We start from the raw sequence: 16,416 nt of genomic DNA, 5'->3' as shown, positions 1-16,416 counted from the left end.
CACGCCGCCTTCCGCGTACCCCGTGCGCCGCCGCGTAGGCTGGAGGCGATCCCCGCATCCTGTATAGCCCCGTGAGGTGTCCTGTGTCCCCGCGTCGTAACCGACCCAAGGCCGCCGGCGCGTCCGGCCGGAGCGCCGAGGACGACCGCGCGAGCCGCTACGGCGGCTGGCAGTCCACGGTGAGCTGGCAGGGCGACGAGTGGAGCGTGCGCCATGTGGCCGGGGCCAGCGCGCAGGGCAAGAGCTACCGGTGCCCCGGCTGCGACCAGCTGATCCCCGACGGGGTGCCGCACGTGGTGGCCTGGCCGGAGCACGCGGGCGTCGACGACCGCCGGCACTGGCACAAGGCGTGCTGGAACGCACGGGACCGCCGCGACCCGGGGGTGCGGCGGTCCCGTAACGCGCCGAGGTTCTGAGCCTCGGCCGGCCCTGGCGGCCGGCTGCTAGACGTCCCGCTTCTCCAGCAGGGCGGCGGCCAGCGCGAAGACGGCCGCGGTGACGCCGATCGCGATCCACAGCGGGTCCCAGCCCGACGGGCCGCTCTCGGAGAGGGACGACTGGTAGAACACGCTCAGCTGGTTCGGGATCGAGTACTCCAGCAGGAAGTCGCGCAGGTCCTGAAGCGAGGACGCGAACATGAACAGCGCGATGACCAGCGGCGCCAGCAGCAGGCCGATCATGATGGTGATGGCGCCCGCCGAGTGCCGGATGACCGAGCCGATCGCCAGCGAGATCATGCCGAGCAGCGCGATGTACAGGGACACGCCGACGGTGCCCTTGAGCCACTCCCCGCCCGTCGGGCTGTCCGCGTCGGTCACCAGCGCCACGTCGATCATCGCGACCAGCAGGCTGGACACCAGCGTGACGGTGAACGCGACGAGGAAGAACACCAGCGCCTTGGCGGCGAGGACCCGGCCGCGCGAGGGGCAGGCCGTCATCGTCGTACGGATCATGCCGGTGCCGTACTCGGAGGCCGTCGTCAGCACGCCCAGCGTGATGATGCAGATGCTGCCGAGCAGCAGTCCGAAGAAGCCCAGGCCGAGCGCGTTCTCGCCCGCCATGTCGTCCTCGGACGCGTTGGCGGCGACCAGCGCGGCGGTCGCGAAGCCGATGCCGACCACCAGCAGGACGAACACGCCGAGCGTCCACATCGTGGAGCGCACCGAACGGATCTTGGTCCACTCGGAGCCGATGGCGTGCCCGAGGTGCGTGCGCACCACCGGGATCGGCGAGGTGTAGCCGGAGTACGCGGCTCCCGGCGCGGTCGGCGGCAGCGGCGACTGGGGGGTGCTCATCGTGCGTCCTCGGACTGGGTCGGGGCGGGGGCGGGGGTCTGCGGCGCCGGGGCGGGCGCCTGCGGGGGCGCGTCCGCCGGAACGGGGGCGGCCGGGGCAGGCGCCTGCTGGGCGTACGGGTTGGCCGTGCCCGGCGCGGGAGGCGCGCCGGGGGCGCCCGGAGCGCCGTACCCGCCTCCTGGGCCGCCGTACGGCCCCGCGGGCGGCTGGGCTCCCGGCTGGGGCGGCGGCGGGGCGTACCAGCCGGGCTGGCCCTGGCCCGGCACCGGCATCGGCGGCTGGGCGCCGGGCGGCAGCGGCTGCTGCAGGCCGGCCTTCTGGTCGATCGTGGAGCGGTAGTCGACGGCGCCCTGCGTCATCCGCATGTACGCCTCCTCCAGCGACGCCTGGTGCGGCGACAGCTCCCACAGCCGTACGTCGCCGTCGTGCGCGATGTCGCTGATGTGTGGCAGCGCCAGCCCGGTCACCCGCAGCGCGCCGTCCTGCTCGGGCAGCACGTGGCCGCCCGCCTCGGTCAGCGCCGTCGTGAGCTTCTCGCGCAGCTGCGGCTCGGTGTCGGGCGTGCGCACCCGCGCGAAGCCCGCGGAGTTCGCCTGGATGAAGTCCTGCACGCTCATGTCGGCGAGCAGCTGCCCGCGCCCGATGACGATCAGATGGTCGGCGGTCAGCGCCATCTCGCTCATCAGGTGGGAGGAGACGAAGACGGTCCGCCCCTCGGCGGCGAGCGCCTTCATCAGGTTGCGCACCCAGAGGATGCCCTCGGGGTCGAGCCCGTTGACCGGCTCGTCGAACAGCAGCACCTGCGGGTCGCCGAGCAGCGCGGCCGCGATGCCGAGCCGCTGGCCCATGCCGAGGGAGAAGCCCTTGGAGCGCTTCCTCGCCACCTCCTGCAGGCCCACCACGCCCAGCACCTCGTCGACCCGGCGCGCCGGGATGCCGGACAACTGCGCCAGGGACAGCAGGTGGTTGCGGGCCGAGCGCCCGCCGTGCACCGCCTTGGCGTCCAGCAGGGCGCCGACCTGGCGGGGCGCGTTCGGCAGCTTGCGGTACGGGTAGCCGCCGATCGTCACCGCCCCCGAGGTCGGGTTGTCCAGGCCGAGGATCATCCTCATGGTCGTCGACTTGCCCGAGCCGTTCGGCCCGAGGAAGCCGGTGACGGCCCCCGGCCGCACCTGGAAGGAAAGGTTGTACACAGCGGTCTTGTCGCCGTAACGCTTGGTCAGGCCGACTGCCTCGATCATGCTCCGCACCCATCGAAAGGTTCAGGACAGCGGGGAGCCCGTGCCCCCGTAAGGGTTAGGAGGATATCGGGGAGCTGACGGTTCCGCCCAAGGGCAGGTAAAAACGAGATTGCCTCCCCGGACAGAACAGCTAGGCGTCCCGCCGCTTCAGCACCACGTATCCGCCGGCGACCGCCGCGGCCACCCACACCGCCATGATCGCGAGCCCGCCCCACGGCCCGTACGGCGTGTCGTCGTCGACCGGCGTCACCACCTGCATGATCCTGCTGCCGGCCTGGTCGGGCAGGTAGCGGCCGACCTTCTCCGTCGCCGAGACGTTGCCCAGGATGTTGGAGATCAGGAAGAAGAACGGCATCAGGATGCCCAGCGACAGCATCGGCGAGCGCAGCATCGCGGCCACGCCCATGGAGAACACCGCGATCAGCGTCATGTAGACGCCGCCGCCGATCACCGCGCGCAGCACCCCCGGGTCACCGATCGACGCCTTGTGCTCGCCCAACATCGCCTGCCCCAGGAAGAACGTGACGAAGCTGGTGGCCAGCCCGACGGCGAGGGCCAGCCCGGTGGCCACCCCGATCTTGCCGAACAGGAAGGCGCCGCGCTGCGGGACCGCGGCGAGCGAGGTGCGGATCATGCCGGTGCTGTACTCGTTCGCCACCACGAGCACCCCGAACACGATCATCGCCAGCTGGCCGAGCCCCATCCCCGCGAAACTGATGTACGTCGGGTCGAAGGAGAGCCGGTCGCGCTCGCTCATGGTGTCGAACTCGTTCTTCGACAGCGCCGCGATGAGCATGCCGAGCGCGACGGTGACCACCACGGCGAGCGAGAGCGTCCACACCGTGGACGCCACCGAGCGGATCTTCGTCCACTCGGACCTGATGACCTGGGTGGTCGCCATGTCAGTCCTTCCTCCAGCCGTCGCCCCACTGACCCGCGGGAGCCGCCGGCCCGGTGTGCGCGTGGTACTCGACCGACTCCGCGGTCAACTGCATGAACGCCTCCTCCAGGGAGGCCTGCTGCGGACTGAGCTCGTGCAGCACGATGCCGTGCTGCGCCGCCAGCTCCCCGATCTGCTCCGCCTTGCCCCCGTCCACCTCCAGCGCCTGGCCGCCGGCCCCCACCACGGTGACCCCCGCCTCGTGCAGCACATCGAGCAGCCGCTCGCGCTGCGGGGTGCGGATCCGCACGTACGACCGGGAGTTGCGGGCGATGAAGTCCGCCATGGAGGTGTCCGCCAGCAGCCGCCCCTGGCCGATGACCACCAGATGGTCGGCGGTCAGCGCCATCTCGCTCATCAGGTGGGAGGAGACGAACACCGTGCGGCCCTCCGCCGCGAGCGCCTTCATCAGCGTGCGGATCCAGTGGATGCCCTCCGGGTCGAGCCCGTTGACCGGCTCGTCGAACATCAGGATCCGCGGATCGCCCAGCAGCGCGGCGGCGATGCCGAGCCGCTGGCCCATGCCGAGCGAGAACCCCTTGGTCTTCTTCTTCGCCACCGCGGTCAGGCCGACCGTGTCCAGCACCTCGTGCACCCGGCTCCGCGGGATGCCGTTGCTCTGGGCCAGACACAGCAGATGGTTGAAGGCGCTGCGCCCGCCGTGCACCGCCTTGGCGTCCAGCAGGGCCCCGATGTACTTCAGCGGGTCCCTGAGGCCGTCGTACCGTCTGCCGTCGATCCGGACGTCCCCGGCGGTGGGACGGTCGAGGCCGAGCATCATCCGCATGGTGGTGGACTTGCCCGCGCCGTTCGGGCCGAGGAAACCGGTCACCACACCCGGCCGGACGGAGAAGGTGAGATCGTCGACCGCCACCTTCTCGCCGTACCTCTTGGTCAGGCCTTCGAGCTCGATCATGCGGCCACGCTAGAACGGCACGGAGCCCTCTGCCACCTCGGTGGCGGAGGGCTCCGCATGTTTTCAGCCGCAGCGGAAAACGCCGTGTGTCACCGGGTCTGCTGCGCCGGAACGCCGCGGGAGATCGGCTCGTCGTCCGTCGCGGGCGCGCCGGCCGCGGCCACCGCGGCGCCGGTGAGCGTCGCGAGCATCTCGCGGACGTTCGTCAGCTGCGCGTTGATGGAGTCGCGGCGGTTGGTGAGGGCGGCCAGCTCGCGCTCGGATTCCGAGCGGATGCGGTCGGCCTTGGCGTTGGCGTCGGCCACGATGTCCTCGGCCTGGCGCTGGGCCGTCTCCACCGTCTGACGGGCGCGGCGCTCGGCGTCGGTGCGCAGCTTCTCCGCCTCCAGACGCAGCTGCTCCGCGCGGTGCTCGATCTCCGCGAGGCGCTTCTCCGCCTTGGCCTGACGGGAGGCCAGGTCGCGCTCCGACTGCTCGCGGCGCTTGGCGAGGTTCGTCTCGAAGTCGGCGGCGGCCTGGGCGGCCTTGGCGCGCGTCTCCTCGAAGAGGGCGTCCGCCTCCTCACGCTTGGACTGCGCGTCCTTCTGCGCCTCGGCGCGCAGCTGGGAGGCGTCGCTCTTGGCCTTCTCGACGATCCGGACGCCCTCGTCCTCGGCCTTGGCCTTGCGCTCCGCAGCGAACGATTCTGCGTCGTTGCGCACCTGCTGGGCCGCCGACTCGGCGAGCTCGCGGTGCTGCTCGGCCGCGCGGCGGGCCTCCTCGCGCAGATCCTTGGCCTCTTCCTCGGCCAGCCGAAGGATCTTCTCGACGCGGGCGCCGAGACCGGCGTACGACGGCTCGGCGTCCGTCACCGCCGCCTGCGCGTTCTGCGTCTCGAGGTGGAGCTCCTCGATGCGCTTTTCCAGAGCGGTGATGCGGGCGAGAGCGCTGTCACGGTCGGAGACGAGCTTGGAGATCCGTTCGTCCACCTGAGCGCGGTCGTACCCACGCCGCACAAGCTCGAAGCCGTAGGGGGAAGTGTCGCTCATGGGGTTCCTGTCGAAAGAGACCGGTGAGGTGATAGGTGGAATCCTAGGGGCCGAAGCGGTGTGTCATCGAGCGGATGCGTGTTTGATCTGGAGAATGACACCCCTTTTGAGTGGCTGAAGACCGGACGGCTTGCCAAAGGCCCGGGCAAAGCCCCCATACTTCACCGGAATGCCCCCGCTCCGCTAGCCGTCCGAGGACTTGCCACCCGATCGAGGGGCTCCCACCGTCGCGCCCGCTTTGACCCCGCCGTCCTTGCCCGACGCCGGCGCCTCGAAAGACTCCAACGCCTCCAGCACGTCCTGGACACGGGAGATCTCCGCGTTGATGTCCTCCCGGCGGCGCACCAGGAGCTCCAGCTCGCGCTTGCCCTCCTCGACGGTGCGCCGGGCCTCCCGGATCGCCTCGGCCTTGAGCTCCTCGGCCTCCTTGGTGAGCGAAGCCTTCTTCTGCTCGGCCTCCTTGAGCAGCCCCTCCGCCTTCTTCACCGCCGCGATACGGACCTTGCCCGCCTCCGAGTTGGCTTCCGACACCAGCTCCTTGGCCTTCGCCTGCGCCTTGGCCAGCTGCTCCTCGGCCGCCGTGATCAGCGCGTCGCAGCGGTCGCCGGCCGACTTCATCGTCTCCGCGGCCTCGCGGCGGGCCCGCTCGTGCAGCTCCTCGATCTCGCCGGTGATGCGGTCGCGCAGCTCCTCCGCGCGCTCCCTTATGGCGGTGGCGTCCCGGCGGGCGCCGACCAGCAGCTCGTCCGCGTCCGTGCGGGCCTTCTCCACCCGGGTGTTGCCCTCGACCGTCGCCTCGGAGACGATCCGCTCGGCCTCCTTGCGGGCCGCGCCGACCATGGTGTCCGCCTGCGACTCGGCGTCCGCGGTCGTCTGCAGCGCCTGCTCCTGCGCCTCCGTGAGCAGCTTGTCGACCTCGGCGGTGGTCTCCGTGATGAGCTTGTCGACCTGCTCGGCGGCCTCCGAACGCCGCTTGTTGGCCTCCTTGCGGACGTCGTCCAGCGTCCGGTCGGCCTCCTCCCGCGCGGAGTTCACCAGCCGCTCCGCCTCCGCGGCGGCCTCGGCCCGGACCCGCTCCGCCTCGGTGCGCAGCCGCTCGGCGTGCTGCCGCGCGGAGCCCACCGTCTCGGCGGCCTCGGCGCGCAACCGCTCCGCCTCGTCGGCGGCGTCCCCGATCAGCTTCTCCGCCTTGGCGACCGACTCGGCGCGCAGCCGCTCGGCCTCGGCGGCCGTCTCGGTCTGCAGGCGTTCGGCCTCGGCGCGGGCCTCGGTGATGAGGGTGTCGGCCTGGCCGGCCGCGTCGGAGCGGATGCGGTTGGCGTCCTCGCGGGCGTCGGCCCGGGTGCGGGACGCGGCCTGCTCGGCCTCCGCCAGCGTCTGTGACGCCTTGGAGCGCAGCCGCTCGGACTCCGCCTGCGCCTCGCCGCGGACCCGCTCCGCCTCCGCCGTCGACTCCGTCTGCAGCCGCTCGGCCTCGGCGATCGTCTCGGTCTGCAGGCGTTCGGCCTCGGCGCGGGCCTCGGTGATGAGGGTGTCGGCCTGGGTGGCCGCGTCGGAGCGGATGCGGTTGGCGTCCTCGCGGGCGTCGGCCCGGGTGCGGGAGGCGGTCTGGTCCGCTTCCGCCAGCGCGTCCGACGCCTCGGTGCGCACCCGCTGGGCGTGCGCCGACGCGTCCGCGCGCAGCCGCTCGGCCTCCGCGACCGCCTCGCCGACGGTGCGCTCGGCGAGCGCCTGAGCGGCCTCCGACTCCTCCTGCGTCTCCCGGCGCAGCCGCGCCGCGTCCTCGCCGGCCCGCTCCCGCTCCGCGTAGGCGTCGGCGCGGACCCGGTCCGCCTCCTCCTCGGCCTCCCGTCGGGTGCGGTCCGCGGCCACCTCGGCGGCGCTGCGCAGGCCGGCGATCTCCTCCTGGGCCTGCTCGTGCAGCCCGGCCACCGATTCCCGCACCTGCTGGGCGTGCTGCTCGGCCGCGGCGACCATCTCGCCGGCCCGCCGCTCGGCCTCCTCGACCAGCCGCGTCGCCTCGGTCTCCGCCTCCTCGACCCGCTTGCGCGCGCTGGCCAGCAGCTCCTCGCTCTGCTCCCGGGCCCGCTCCCGCTCCTGGTCGGCCTCCTGCCGGGCCGCGCCGAGCGTCTCCTCGGCCTCACGGCGACGCCGTACCGCCTCCTCCTGCGCGGCGGCCAGCGTCTCGGACGCCTCCGCGGCCAGCCGCTCCGCCGCGGCCTGCGCCTCGGCCCGCACCCGGTCGGCGGTGTCCTGCGCCTCCGTCCGCAGCCGCTCCGCCTCGGCCGCGGCCTCCGACCGCAGCCGTACGGCGACCGACTCGCCCTCGGCACGGGCGGCCGACGCGTCGGCGGCGGCCTCGCCGCGCAGCCGCTCCGCCTCCTCCTCGGCCTGCTGCTGCAGCGTACGGATCCGCTCCGCGGCCTCCGAGCGCAGCCGGTCGGCCTCCTCGCCGGCCTCGCGGCGGATCCGCGCGGCCTCCTCGCGGGCCTCGGTCAGCGCCTGCTCGGCGGAGGCCAGCCGGGACTCGGCCTCCGAGTGCAGCCGGGTCAGCTCGGCGGCGGCCTCGCCCTGCCGGGCCTCGACGGCCCGCTCGGTCTCCTCGCGCAGCTCCCGCGCGGCCCGCTCGGCGTCCTCCCGGACCGCCTCGGCCTGCTCGGTCGCCTCCGCCCGGTACTTCTCCGCCTCCTGGCGGGTGCGCTCCAGGGCCTCCTCGGCCTGCCGGCGCAGCGCGGTGGCGCGCTCGATGGCCTCGGTGCGCACCTTCTCGCTGTCCGCGGTGGCGCCCTGGCGCAGCTCGTCCGCGTCCGCCTTGGCCTTCGCCAGCAGCTCCTCGGCCGACCTGGCGGCCTCCTCGATCTTCTGGACGGCCTCCTTGCGCGCCTCCGCCCGGATCTGCTCGCCCTCGGCGACGGCCTCCGAGCGCAGCTGCTCGGCCTCGCCGCGCAGCCGGCGGGCCTCCTCCTGCAGCTCGACCGTCTTGGCGCGGTACTCCTCGGTGTCGTCCTTCGCCGCGCCCTTGAGCTGCTCGGCGATGTCGTGCGCCTCGGCGCGCAGCCGGTCCGCCTCGGCCTCGGCCTCCCCGCGGATCCGCTCGGCCTCCTCGGCCGCCGCCCTGGTGGTGGAGCGGGCGTCCTCGGCCGCCTTGTTGAGGACCTCCTCGGCGGTCCTGGCCGCCTTCGACAGCTGGGTGGCGCTCTCCTCGGCGGTGAGCGTGCGGGCCTTCTCGGCGGCCTCCGCGACCAGCTTCTCCGCCTCAGCGCGGGCGTCGGCGAGCGCCTGCTCGGCCTCCGCGCGGGTCGCCTCCGCCTCCTTGGTGGCCTCCCCGACCAGGCGGGCGACCTGCTCCTTCGCCGTGCGGGTACGGGTCTCGTTGGCGGCCTCGGCGCTCGACAGCGCCTTGCCGGCGGCCTCCTTGGCCTCGTTGAGCACCTTCTCGGCCTCGGCCTGCGCCTTGCGCAGCGCCTCCTCGGCGTCCGCCATCCGCTGCTCGGCGGCGCGGGTCAGCTCCTGCGCCTGCCGGCGTGCGGTGTCCGACTCGGACGCGGTGGACGTGCGCAGCGCCTCCGCGTGGTCGGTGGCCTCCTGGGCCTGGGTGGAGGCGGCGTTCAGCAGCCGCTCGGCGTCCGCCCGCGCCCGGCGCAGCAGCTGCTCCGCCTCCGCCCGGGCCGTCTCCGCCTCGCTCTGCAGGCGCTGCCGGGCCTCCCCGGTCAGCCGCTCGGCCTCCGCGCGGGCCGCGGCCATCGCCTGCTCGGCCTCGGCGCGGGACTCCTCCAGCAGCCGACGGGCCTGTGCCTCGGTCCGGGCGCGCAGCTGCTCGGCCCAGGCCACGTTCTCGTTGACGTGCGACTCGACGGTCTGGCGGCGCTCGGCCAGCTCCTGGTCGAGCTGCTGGCGGCGGGTCACCGCCTCCTGGTGCAGCTCCGCCTGCAGCCGGGCGGCCTGCTCGGCGTGCTCCTGCAGGATGCGCTGGGTCTGTGCCCGCGCCTGGCTGAGCTCCCGCTCGGCGTCGGCGCGGAGCTGGTCGGCCTGCACCTGCGCGTTGCGCAGCAACTGCTCGGCCTGGTAGCCGATGTCACCGCCGTCGAAGGCGGGCCGGGACATGATGGTGCGCCGCGCCTCGTGCAGCTTGGCGCGCAGCACCTCGACCTGGTAGCCGAGGTCCTCGGCGTGCTGGATCGCCTTGTCCCGCTCGGTCTTCAGCCGCTTCATCTCGGCTTCGAACCGAGTGAGGTGGTCGACGTCAGCCGCCGGCTCCCGCTCCTGGCTCTCGTAGCCCCGCACTGCGCGGTCCCATCCGTCCCCTGGTCAGCTTCTCCAACGAGCACCGTCCATCCGCCGGACGGGGCCCCCGGGGAATGGTGTCAGATCAACGGCGCGGCAAGGGCTACCGCCCGCCGCTCGCACCCCCGAAACCCGGACCCCGGCGGTCCTGACGTCGGGGCCGACGGCCGCTCGCGGGCAGACGCCGACCTTGATGTCAGGACCGGGCCGCCCATGGGAAGCGGCGACCGCCCCCAACCCTACCGGCCCTTATGTACGTGGGTCAGTGCTCAGCCGGTTCAACCGGTGCCGAAGTGACCAGTTCGGTCAGGACACCGTGGCAGTCCTTGGGGTGCAGGAAGGTGATCCGTGACCCCATGGAGCCGCGCCGGGGCTCCTCGTAGAGGACCCGGACACCCTTGTCCTTGATCGCGGCGGCGTCGCCGTCGACGTCGGCGGTGCCGAAGGCGATGTGGTGGACACCCTCGCCGTTCTTCGCCAGCCACTTCGCCACCGTGGAGTCCTCGCGGGTGGGCTCCAGCAGCTGCAGGTAGGAGGCGCCGCCGTCGGACGTCTCGTTGATCTTGAGCATGGCCTCCCGCACGCCCTGCTCCTCGTTGACCTCGGTGTGGAACACCTCGAAGCCGTAGGTGGCCCGGTAGAACTCGACGGTGGCGTCGAGGTCGTGGCAGGCGATCCCGATGTGGTCGATTCGCGTCAGCATGGTTTCAGTGCAGCGCTCGGGAGGTGGTTACGCAACGTGCGCGCGATCACACCGACGGGCCGGTGACGGCACGGAGTGCCGCTCAGTACATTCGAAGTAAACCCTCGTTCACTCCTCGGCTGTGCAGGCCGGTAAGGGGATCGCAGCTCATGTCATCTACCAACAGCTCGGTGATTGTCGCGGGCGCGCGCACGCCCATGGGACGACTGCTGGGCTCCCTCAAGTCCTTCTCCGGAGCCGACCTCGGCGGCTTCGCGATCAAGGCCGCCCTCGACCGTGCGGGGATCGGCGGCGACCAGGTGCAGTACGTCATCATGGGCCAGGTGCTGCAGGCCGGGGCGGGACAGATCCCGGCCCGCCAGGCCGCGGTCAAGGCGGGCATCCCGATGAGCGTCCCGGCGCTCACCGTCAACAAGGTGTGCCTGTCCGGCCTGGACGCCATCGCGCTGGCCGACCAGCTGATCCGCGCCGGCGAGTTCGACATCGTCGTCGCCGGCGGCCAGGAGTCCATGACCAACGCCCCCCACCTGCTGCCGAAGTCCCGCGACGGCTTCAAGTACGGCGCGGTGCAGATGCTCGACGCGATGGCGTACGACGGTCTGACCGACCCGTGGGAGACCATCCCGATGGGTGAGTCCACCGAGAAGCACAACACCCGCCTCGGCATCGGCCGGGCCGAGCAGGACGAGATCGCCGCGCTGAGCCACCAGCGCGCGGCCGCGGCCCAGAAGAACGGCGTCTTCGAGGCCGAGATCACCCCGGTCGAGATCCCGCAGCGCAAGGGCGAGCCCGTCGTCTTCAGCAAGGACGAGGGTATCCGCGCCGAGACCACCGCCGAGTCGCTCGGCAGGCTGCGCCCGGCCTTCACCAAGGACGGCACCATCACCGCGGGCACGTCCTCGCAGATCTCCGACGGCGCTGCGGCCGTCGTCGTGATGAGCAAGGCCAAGGCGCAGGAGCTGGGTCTGGAGTGGATCGCCGAGATCGGCGCCCACGGCAATGTGGCCGGCCCCGACAACTCGCTGCAGTCCCAGCCGTCCAACGCCATACTGCATGCCCTGAAGAAGGAGGGCCTGGAGGTCGCGGACCTGGACCTCATCGAGATCAACGAGGCGTTCGCCGCCGTGGCCGTCCAGTCAATGAAGGACCTGGGCGTGTCCACGGAAAAGGTGAACGTCAACGGCGGTGCCATCGCCCTCGGCCACCCGATCGGCATGTCCGGCGCCCGTCTCGTGCTGCACCTGGCGCTGGAGCTGAAGCGGCGCGGCGGCGGGGTCGGCGCGGCCGCGCTGTGCGGCGGCGGCGGCCAGGGCGACGCACTGATCGTCCGGGTCCCCAAGGCCTGAGTTCCTCCCGTACGAACCTGAACCGAACGGAGCTGTGATGCAGGACGTCTCCTCGCTGGTCGCCCAGGCCAGGGAAGGCCGGCCCCGGGCCGTGGCCCGGCTGATCTCCCTGGTGGAGGGGGCGTCCCCGCAGCTCAGGGAGGTCATGGCGGCGCTGGCCCCGCTGACGGGCAACGCGTACGTGGTCGGGCTCACCGGTTCGCCCGGTGTCGGCAAGTCGACCTCCACGTCGGCGCTGGTCACGGCGTACCGCAAGCAGGGCAGGCGGGTCGGCGTGCTCGCCGTGGACCCGTCGTCGCCGTTCTCGGGCGGCGCGCTGCTCGGCGACCGCGTCCGGATGTCGGAGCACGCCTCCGACCCCGGCGTCTACATCCGCTCCATGGCCACCCGGGGCCACCTGGGCGGCCTCGCCTGGGCCGCGCCGCAGGCGATCCGCGTCCTGGACGCGGCCGGCTGCGACGTGATCCTCGTGGAGACGGTCGGCGTCGGCCAGTCGGAGGTGGAGATCGCCTCCCAGGCCGACACCTCCGTGGTGCTCCTGGCCCCCGGCATGGGCGACGGCATCCAGGCCGCCAAGGCGGGCATCCTGGAGATCGGCGACGTGTACGTGGTGAACAAGGCGGACCGCGACGGCGCCGACGCCACGGCCCGCGAACTCAACCACATGCTGGGCCTCGGCGAGGCCCGCGGCCCCGGCGACTGGCGGCCGCCCATCGTCAAGACGGTCGCCGCGCGCGGCGAGGGCGTCGACGAGGTCGTCGAGGCCCTGGAGAAGCACCGCGCGTGGATGGAGGAGCACGGCGTCCTCACCGAACGCCGGCTCGCCCGCGCGGCCCACGAGGTCGAGACCATCGCCGTCACCGCCCTGCGGGAACGCATCGGCGACCTGCGCGGCGACCGTCACCTCACCACCCTCGCCGAGCGCGTCGTGTCCGGGGAACTGGACCCGTACCGCGCCGCGGACGACCTGGTGGCGGCCGTCACCGAGTCCTGACACCGCCTTCGCCCGCGACCGGGGGGCCTGGCACCCGTCATCCCCCGGCGCCCGGGGCCCCGCCTCGGCCCGACCGGTCCGACGGTCCCTGCCCAGGGGCTCGCGGGGCGGGGCGTGCAGGACCGGTGGCCGGGGGGAGGGGCTGGGAGCAGCGGGCCGTGCGGGCCGTGCCGTCCCGCCGTGCGGGCCGTGCCGTCCTCGGACTCACTCATGCCCTGCGCGCCTTCGGCAGCGCACCCGGCCGGGGCGCCTCGCCGACGGGCTGATCTCGCTGTCCGCGCGGCCCGGCGGCCGTCCGCATGACCGTGTCCCGCGCCGTGGCAGGCGCGGTGGCGGACATGGCCGCCTCCGTGGTCCTCACGGTCGCCCTGATGCGCCTGTGGGCGCTGGTCGACCGGTACGGCGCGCGCCGCGCCCGGCCCCCGGTAACGCTGCCGTACGCCGGCCCGCTGGCTCCCTCGCGGTGTCCCGCGGCCCGGCACTGCGGTGGCCGCGCTCGCCGCCGTCACCGGCGCCCGCGCACTCCTGCTCGGCCCGAGGACGCGCGCGCTGCGGGAGGAACGGCGCTCACCACGGCCTGTCGCGGCATCGACGGGAGGGCGACGCCGGACACCCGGACCCGCACCCGCCCCGGCGCCTGGGTCACCGCGGCGGTCGACGCGGGCGGCGACGTCTGCTGCCCGGTCGACGCGGGCCCCGTGGCGGGCAGGCCGCCCCTCGCCGTGTGCTTCGCGGCGGCGGGCGCGACGGTCCTGCGCACGGCCGCTGTCGCCGCCCGGGGTGGGGGACGGACGAGCGCCTCACGGGCCGCCCCGTGGGGGCGCGGTGCCGCTGGGCGGGCGGGCCGGCCGCCGGCTCGTGGCGCGGCTCCCGTCAGGGGCGGCCGCGCTGCCCGCGCAGGTGTTCCGCGATGGGCTTGAGGGCGCGGTCCAGTTCCGACAGGGCCTCGGGGTCGAGGAGGTCGATGAAGTGGCGCCGTACGGACGCCACGTGGTGGGGCGCGACCTTTCTCATGGTCTCCATGCCGTGCTCGGTGAGCACGGCGTACAGCCCCCGGCGGTCCGACTCGCAGTTCTCCCGCCGGACCAGGTTGGCGTTCTCCATGCGGGTGATCTGGTGCGAGAGGCGGCTCTTCGACTGGAGGGTCGCGGACGCGAGGTCGCTCATCCGCATCCGGACGTCCTCCGACTCGGAGAGGTTCACCAGGATCTCGTAGTCGTTCATTGTCAGGCCGAACGGCTGCAGATCCTTTTCGAGCTGGTACGTCAACAGCCTGTTGACCTCCAGGTGGGTGCGCCAGGCGCACTGCTCCGCATCGGTGAGCCAGGGGGTGGCCGTCTCGGTCTCCATGAATGAAGTCTACCTAAAATGTTGAAAGGCGAACTACTGAGGGTGGTGTGACTGGGTGCACGCGTTCGAACTCGTCACACTCCGCAGACTACCGCTCACAGCCCGAAGCGACGCTGGAGGTCTCCCAGCTGTCCGGGAAGACGCGGTCCCCCCGCCTGGGGCCCCTGGGGGCCGTGACCCCCGCCACCGGGTACCCCCGCCTGGTGTGGAACCGCCCCCGTCGCCTGCTCCGCCATCAGCGTCTCGGTCGACTGGAGCAGCACCGTGCCGGCCCCCACGAACTCGAACTGGTGCTCCTCGCCGGAGGCCCCGCCCAGGCCCGTCAGTGCACGTAGACCGCCCAATACGCCTGCCATGTACCCGTGGTCGTAGTGGTGGCACGGGGACGGGCAGTCGGCCCAGCCGACGAGTGCCTGCGGATCCACCCGGATGGGAGGTTCCATGAACACCACCGGCCCGTTAGATGCCGCGACGAACTTCCCGGTTCCGATCAGCGTCAGAAAACCCGGCACGATCGATTGCTTCAGCGACAGACTTGGCTGAAAAGCGAGCAGGTTGCCGGAGCGAATGGTCAGGTTGCCGTCGTCCAGGTCGTACGAATTGACGTCGAAGGCCCGGTCGGCGAGCAGCATCTTGCCCGAGCCCTCGGCCACCACCCAGTCGCTCGCGTGCAACGGCGAATGAAACGCCGTTCGGACAAGTCGGTCCAATCGCCCGTGCCCGATGCCGTTGAAGTCGATCGATCCGTAGTAGGCGATCATCTTCCCCTTCTGCAGGAACCACTGGGAGCCCTTGAGCTCCACGCAGAAGGTGTAGTTGTTCACGTTGTCGTCGGCGGGCAGCGTCATGGGGTCGTGGACCGTGGGGCCCGTGCCGTGGTGGGTGCTCACAGTTTCTCCTCCGACGCCTGGACGTAGACCGCACCGCTGCCGCTCAGCTCCAGCTGGAACGCCTCGCCGGAGCCCCGGCCCACCATGTCGCGCCAGCCGAGCGCGGCGGACAGCTTGTTGCGGACGTCGCCGTGGTGGGCGACGTAGGCCTGCGGGTCGACATGGACGGGCCGCTGGGGGGTGATGGGAACCTCGATCACCCCGCCGTGCGCCATGACGGCGACGGCGCCGTGCCCCTTCAGGGTCGTGGTGAACAGCCCCTGGCCGCTGACCTGTCCCCGGACCATGCCCATCACCCCGCCCTGGGAGCCCAGGAACATGGTCCCCTGCTCCAGGGTGCCCTCGAAGGCGAGAAGGCGGTCCGCCTCCACGTACAGGGTGTCGCCGGAGAGGCCGATCACCTGGACGTGGTGGCCGCCGTGCCCGAACAGGACCGTGCCGTTGCCCTCCACCGTCATCAGCGGGGTGTCCTCGTTGGCGAGACGCCGGCCGATCATGGACATCACCCCGCCCTGGCCGCCCCGGACGTTGGGCGTGAAGGACACCTCGCCCTTGTAGGCGAGCATCGCGCCGCGCTGACTGAACAGACGCTGCCCCGGCACGACGGTCGCCTCGATCATCTTCGAGTTGATCTCGCGGAAACCCATGTCACACATCCCCCGCGATCGTGGTGCGCTCGCTGGGCTGGACGTACACCAGTCCGTCGCCCTCGAAGCGGATCTGGAACGCCTCGCCGCCGCCCTCCCCGAGGAACGTGCGGAACGTCACACCGGACTGGAAGGACTGCCGCAGGTTCCCCTGGTGCGCGACGTACGCGCCGGGGTCGACGCAGAGCGGGTACTGCGCGCTCACCCGCAGCACCACCGCCGGCCCGTCCGACATGATCGCCGCCTGCCCGTGGCCCTCCACGGTGGTGGTGAACAGCCCGTTGCCCTGCGAGGCCCCGCGCAGCCCGGTGAAGGTCGTCCCGGTCCTCAGCCCCGCGTCGGTGGCGAGCAGGCTGCTCGACTCGACGTAGAGCTTGTCCCCCTGGAGGCCGATGAGGTTGATGTCGGAGGCGCGGTCCGCGAACCAGCACGTCCCGTGCCCCTTCACCTCCATCATGGTCATCTGCTCGCCGGTGAGCCGCCGGGTCACCATCCCCCGGAGCCCCTCGCCGCCGCCCGTCAGCTTCTTGAAGGCCATCTGTCCGTCGTACGCGACCATCGCGCCGTTCTTCGCCCGAACGGTGTCCCCGGTCATGTCGACGGCCAGCACCTTGCCGCCCTGCAGTCGAAACATCGCCACGCAAGGGAAGGTAGCCGCCGGGTGGGCGGAGCGGCCAGCGCCCAGGGGAGGAGACGGACCCTGAGCGAACCCTCAGTGTGGCGGTTTGCCACAATGGACGGACGCTTGTGCGCGTGTTCACAAAGCCGCAGACCGGCGACGC

14 protein-coding genes are annotated in these 16,416 nt (G+C 72.4%); 3 read left to right on the top strand and 11 right to left on the bottom strand.

What is annotated here, in order from left to right; all coding sequences use genetic code 11:
- The first annotated feature begins 83 nt into the window (after positions 1 to 83).
- Entirely contained in the window at positions 84 to 416 is a 333-nt protein-coding gene (locus ACSLTV_RS24495; RefSeq protein WP_432134138.1) for an ATP/GTP-binding protein, read from the top strand.
- A 27-nt stretch (positions 417 to 443) separates the two neighbouring features.
- Here ACSLTV_RS24495 and ACSLTV_RS24490 read toward each other — a convergent pair whose 3' ends face one another.
- The 7 genes from ACSLTV_RS24490 to mce all read right to left on the bottom strand — a co-directional run bounded on the left by ACSLTV_RS24490 (position 444) and on the right by mce (position 10,407).
- Positions 444 to 1,295, bottom strand: coding sequence for an ABC transporter permease subunit (locus tag ACSLTV_RS24490; protein ID WP_432134139.1), 852 nt, complete (start codon positions 1,293 to 1,295; stop codon positions 444 to 446).
- Positions 1,292 to 2,536, bottom strand: a complete 1,245-nt coding sequence (locus ACSLTV_RS24485; protein WP_435612891.1) for an ABC transporter ATP-binding protein — start codon at positions 2,534 to 2,536, stop codon at positions 1,292 to 1,294. The genes ACSLTV_RS24490 and ACSLTV_RS24485 overlap by 4 nt, the downstream gene beginning before the upstream one ends.
- Before the next feature lie 130 nt (positions 2,537 to 2,666).
- Positions 2,667 to 3,437: an ABC transporter permease gene (locus ACSLTV_RS24480; RefSeq protein ID WP_432134141.1), complete on the bottom strand. Its 771-nt coding sequence runs from the start codon at positions 3,435 to 3,437 to the stop codon at positions 2,667 to 2,669.
- A gap of 1 nt (position 3,438) precedes the next feature.
- A complete protein-coding gene (locus tag ACSLTV_RS24475; RefSeq protein ID WP_435612890.1) occupies positions 3,439 to 4,392 on the bottom strand; it encodes an ABC transporter ATP-binding protein in 954 nt (317 codons plus the stop codon).
- Between the two features lie 89 nt (positions 4,393 to 4,481).
- A complete protein-coding gene (locus ACSLTV_RS24470; protein WP_432134143.1) occupies positions 4,482 to 5,420 on the bottom strand; it encodes a cellulose-binding protein in 939 nt (312 codons plus the stop codon).
- Between the two features lie 183 nt (positions 5,421 to 5,603).
- Positions 5,604 to 9,704 (bottom strand): polarized growth protein Scy, encoded by a 4,101-nt coding sequence (gene scy, locus ACSLTV_RS24465; protein WP_435612889.1) that lies wholly within the window; start codon positions 9,702 to 9,704, stop codon positions 5,604 to 5,606.
- Positions 9,705 to 9,966: 262 nt separating this feature from the next.
- Positions 9,967 to 10,407, bottom strand: coding sequence for a methylmalonyl-CoA epimerase (mce, locus tag ACSLTV_RS24460; RefSeq protein WP_432134145.1), 441 nt, complete (start codon positions 10,405 to 10,407; stop codon positions 9,967 to 9,969).
- Between the two features lie 149 nt (positions 10,408 to 10,556).
- Between mce and ACSLTV_RS24455 the strand changes: the two genes are divergently transcribed.
- Together ACSLTV_RS24455 and meaB are read left to right on the top strand one after the other, a co-directional pair.
- The gene (locus ACSLTV_RS24455; RefSeq protein WP_432134146.1) at positions 10,557 to 11,753 is read left to right on the top strand and encodes an acetyl-CoA C-acetyltransferase; all 1,197 of its coding nucleotides are present in this window, start codon (positions 10,557 to 10,559) and stop codon (positions 11,751 to 11,753) included.
- 37 nt (positions 11,754 to 11,790) lie between these two features.
- Positions 11,791 to 12,747 carry a methylmalonyl Co-A mutase-associated GTPase MeaB gene (meaB, locus tag ACSLTV_RS24450; RefSeq protein ID WP_432134147.1) on the top strand — a complete coding sequence of 319 codons (957 nt, stop codon included), beginning with the start codon at positions 11,791 to 11,793 and terminating at the stop codon, positions 12,745 to 12,747.
- An 873-nt stretch (positions 12,748 to 13,620) separates the two neighbouring features.
- Here meaB and ACSLTV_RS24445 read toward each other — a convergent pair.
- The 4 genes from ACSLTV_RS24445 to ACSLTV_RS24430 form a co-directional block, all read right to left on the bottom strand.
- Positions 13,621 to 14,097: a MarR family winged helix-turn-helix transcriptional regulator gene (locus ACSLTV_RS24445; protein WP_432134148.1), complete on the bottom strand. Its 477-nt coding sequence runs from the start codon at positions 14,095 to 14,097 to the stop codon at positions 13,621 to 13,623.
- Between the two features lie 95 nt (positions 14,098 to 14,192).
- Positions 14,193 to 14,945 (bottom strand): AIM24 family protein, encoded by a 753-nt coding sequence (locus ACSLTV_RS24440; protein ID WP_435612905.1) that lies wholly within the window; start codon positions 14,943 to 14,945, stop codon positions 14,193 to 14,195.
- A 38-nt stretch (positions 14,946 to 14,983) separates the two neighbouring features.
- Positions 14,984 to 15,634: an AIM24 family protein gene (locus ACSLTV_RS24435; protein WP_432134149.1), complete on the bottom strand. Its 651-nt coding sequence runs from the start codon at positions 15,632 to 15,634 to the stop codon at positions 14,984 to 14,986.
- Position 15,635: 1 nt separating this feature from the next.
- Entirely contained in the window at positions 15,636 to 16,268 is a 633-nt protein-coding gene (locus tag ACSLTV_RS24430) for an AIM24 family protein (RefSeq protein ID WP_432134190.1), read from the bottom strand.
- Positions 16,269 to 16,416: the final 148 nt, after the last annotated feature.

This window comes from Streptomyces sp. bgisy159 (assembly GCF_965341775.1).
Lineage (GTDB): Bacteria > Actinomycetota > Actinomycetes > Streptomycetales > Streptomycetaceae > Streptomyces.
The sequence above is the reverse complement of the archived record's forward strand: the minus strand, read 5'-3'. Positions and strand labels throughout refer to the sequence as shown.

Bases quoted from the DNA above. Each gene is read 5' to 3' on its own strand.
- ACSLTV_RS24490 (WP_432134139.1), bottom strand. From the start codon at position 1,295: ATGAGCACCCCCCAGTCGCCGCTGCCGCCGACCGCGCCGGGAGCCGCG.
- ACSLTV_RS24485 (WP_435612891.1), bottom strand. From the start codon at position 2,536: ATGATCGAGGCAGTCGGCCTGACCAAGCGTTACGGCGACAAGACCGCT.
- ACSLTV_RS24480 (WP_432134141.1), bottom strand. From the start codon at position 3,437: ATGGCGACCACCCAGGTCATCAGGTCCGAGTGGACGAAGATCCGCTCG.
- ACSLTV_RS24475 (WP_435612890.1), bottom strand. From the start codon at position 4,392: ATGATCGAGCTCGAAGGCCTGACCAAGAGGTACGGCGAGAAGGTGGCG.
- ACSLTV_RS24470 (WP_432134143.1), bottom strand. From the start codon at position 5,420: ATGAGCGACACTTCCCCCTACGGCTTCGAGCTTGTGCGGCGTGGGTAC.
- mce (WP_432134145.1), bottom strand. From the start codon at position 10,407: ATGCTGACGCGAATCGACCACATCGGGATCGCCTGCCACGACCTCGAC.
- ACSLTV_RS24455 (WP_432134146.1), top strand. From the start codon at position 10,557: ATGTCATCTACCAACAGCTCGGTGATTGTCGCGGGCGCGCGCACGCCC.
- meaB (WP_432134147.1), top strand. From the start codon at position 11,791: ATGCAGGACGTCTCCTCGCTGGTCGCCCAGGCCAGGGAAGGCCGGCCC.
- ACSLTV_RS24445 (WP_432134148.1), bottom strand. From the start codon at position 14,097: ATGGAGACCGAGACGGCCACCCCCTGGCTCACCGATGCGGAGCAGTGC.
- ACSLTV_RS24440 (WP_435612905.1), bottom strand. From the start codon at position 14,945: ATGACGCTGCCCGCCGACGACAACGTGAACAACTACACCTTCTGCGTG.
- ACSLTV_RS24435 (WP_432134149.1), bottom strand. From the start codon at position 15,634: ATGGGTTTCCGCGAGATCAACTCGAAGATGATCGAGGCGACCGTCGTG.
- ACSLTV_RS24430 (WP_432134190.1), bottom strand. From the start codon at position 16,268: ATGTTTCGACTGCAGGGCGGCAAGGTGCTGGCCGTCGACATGACCGGG.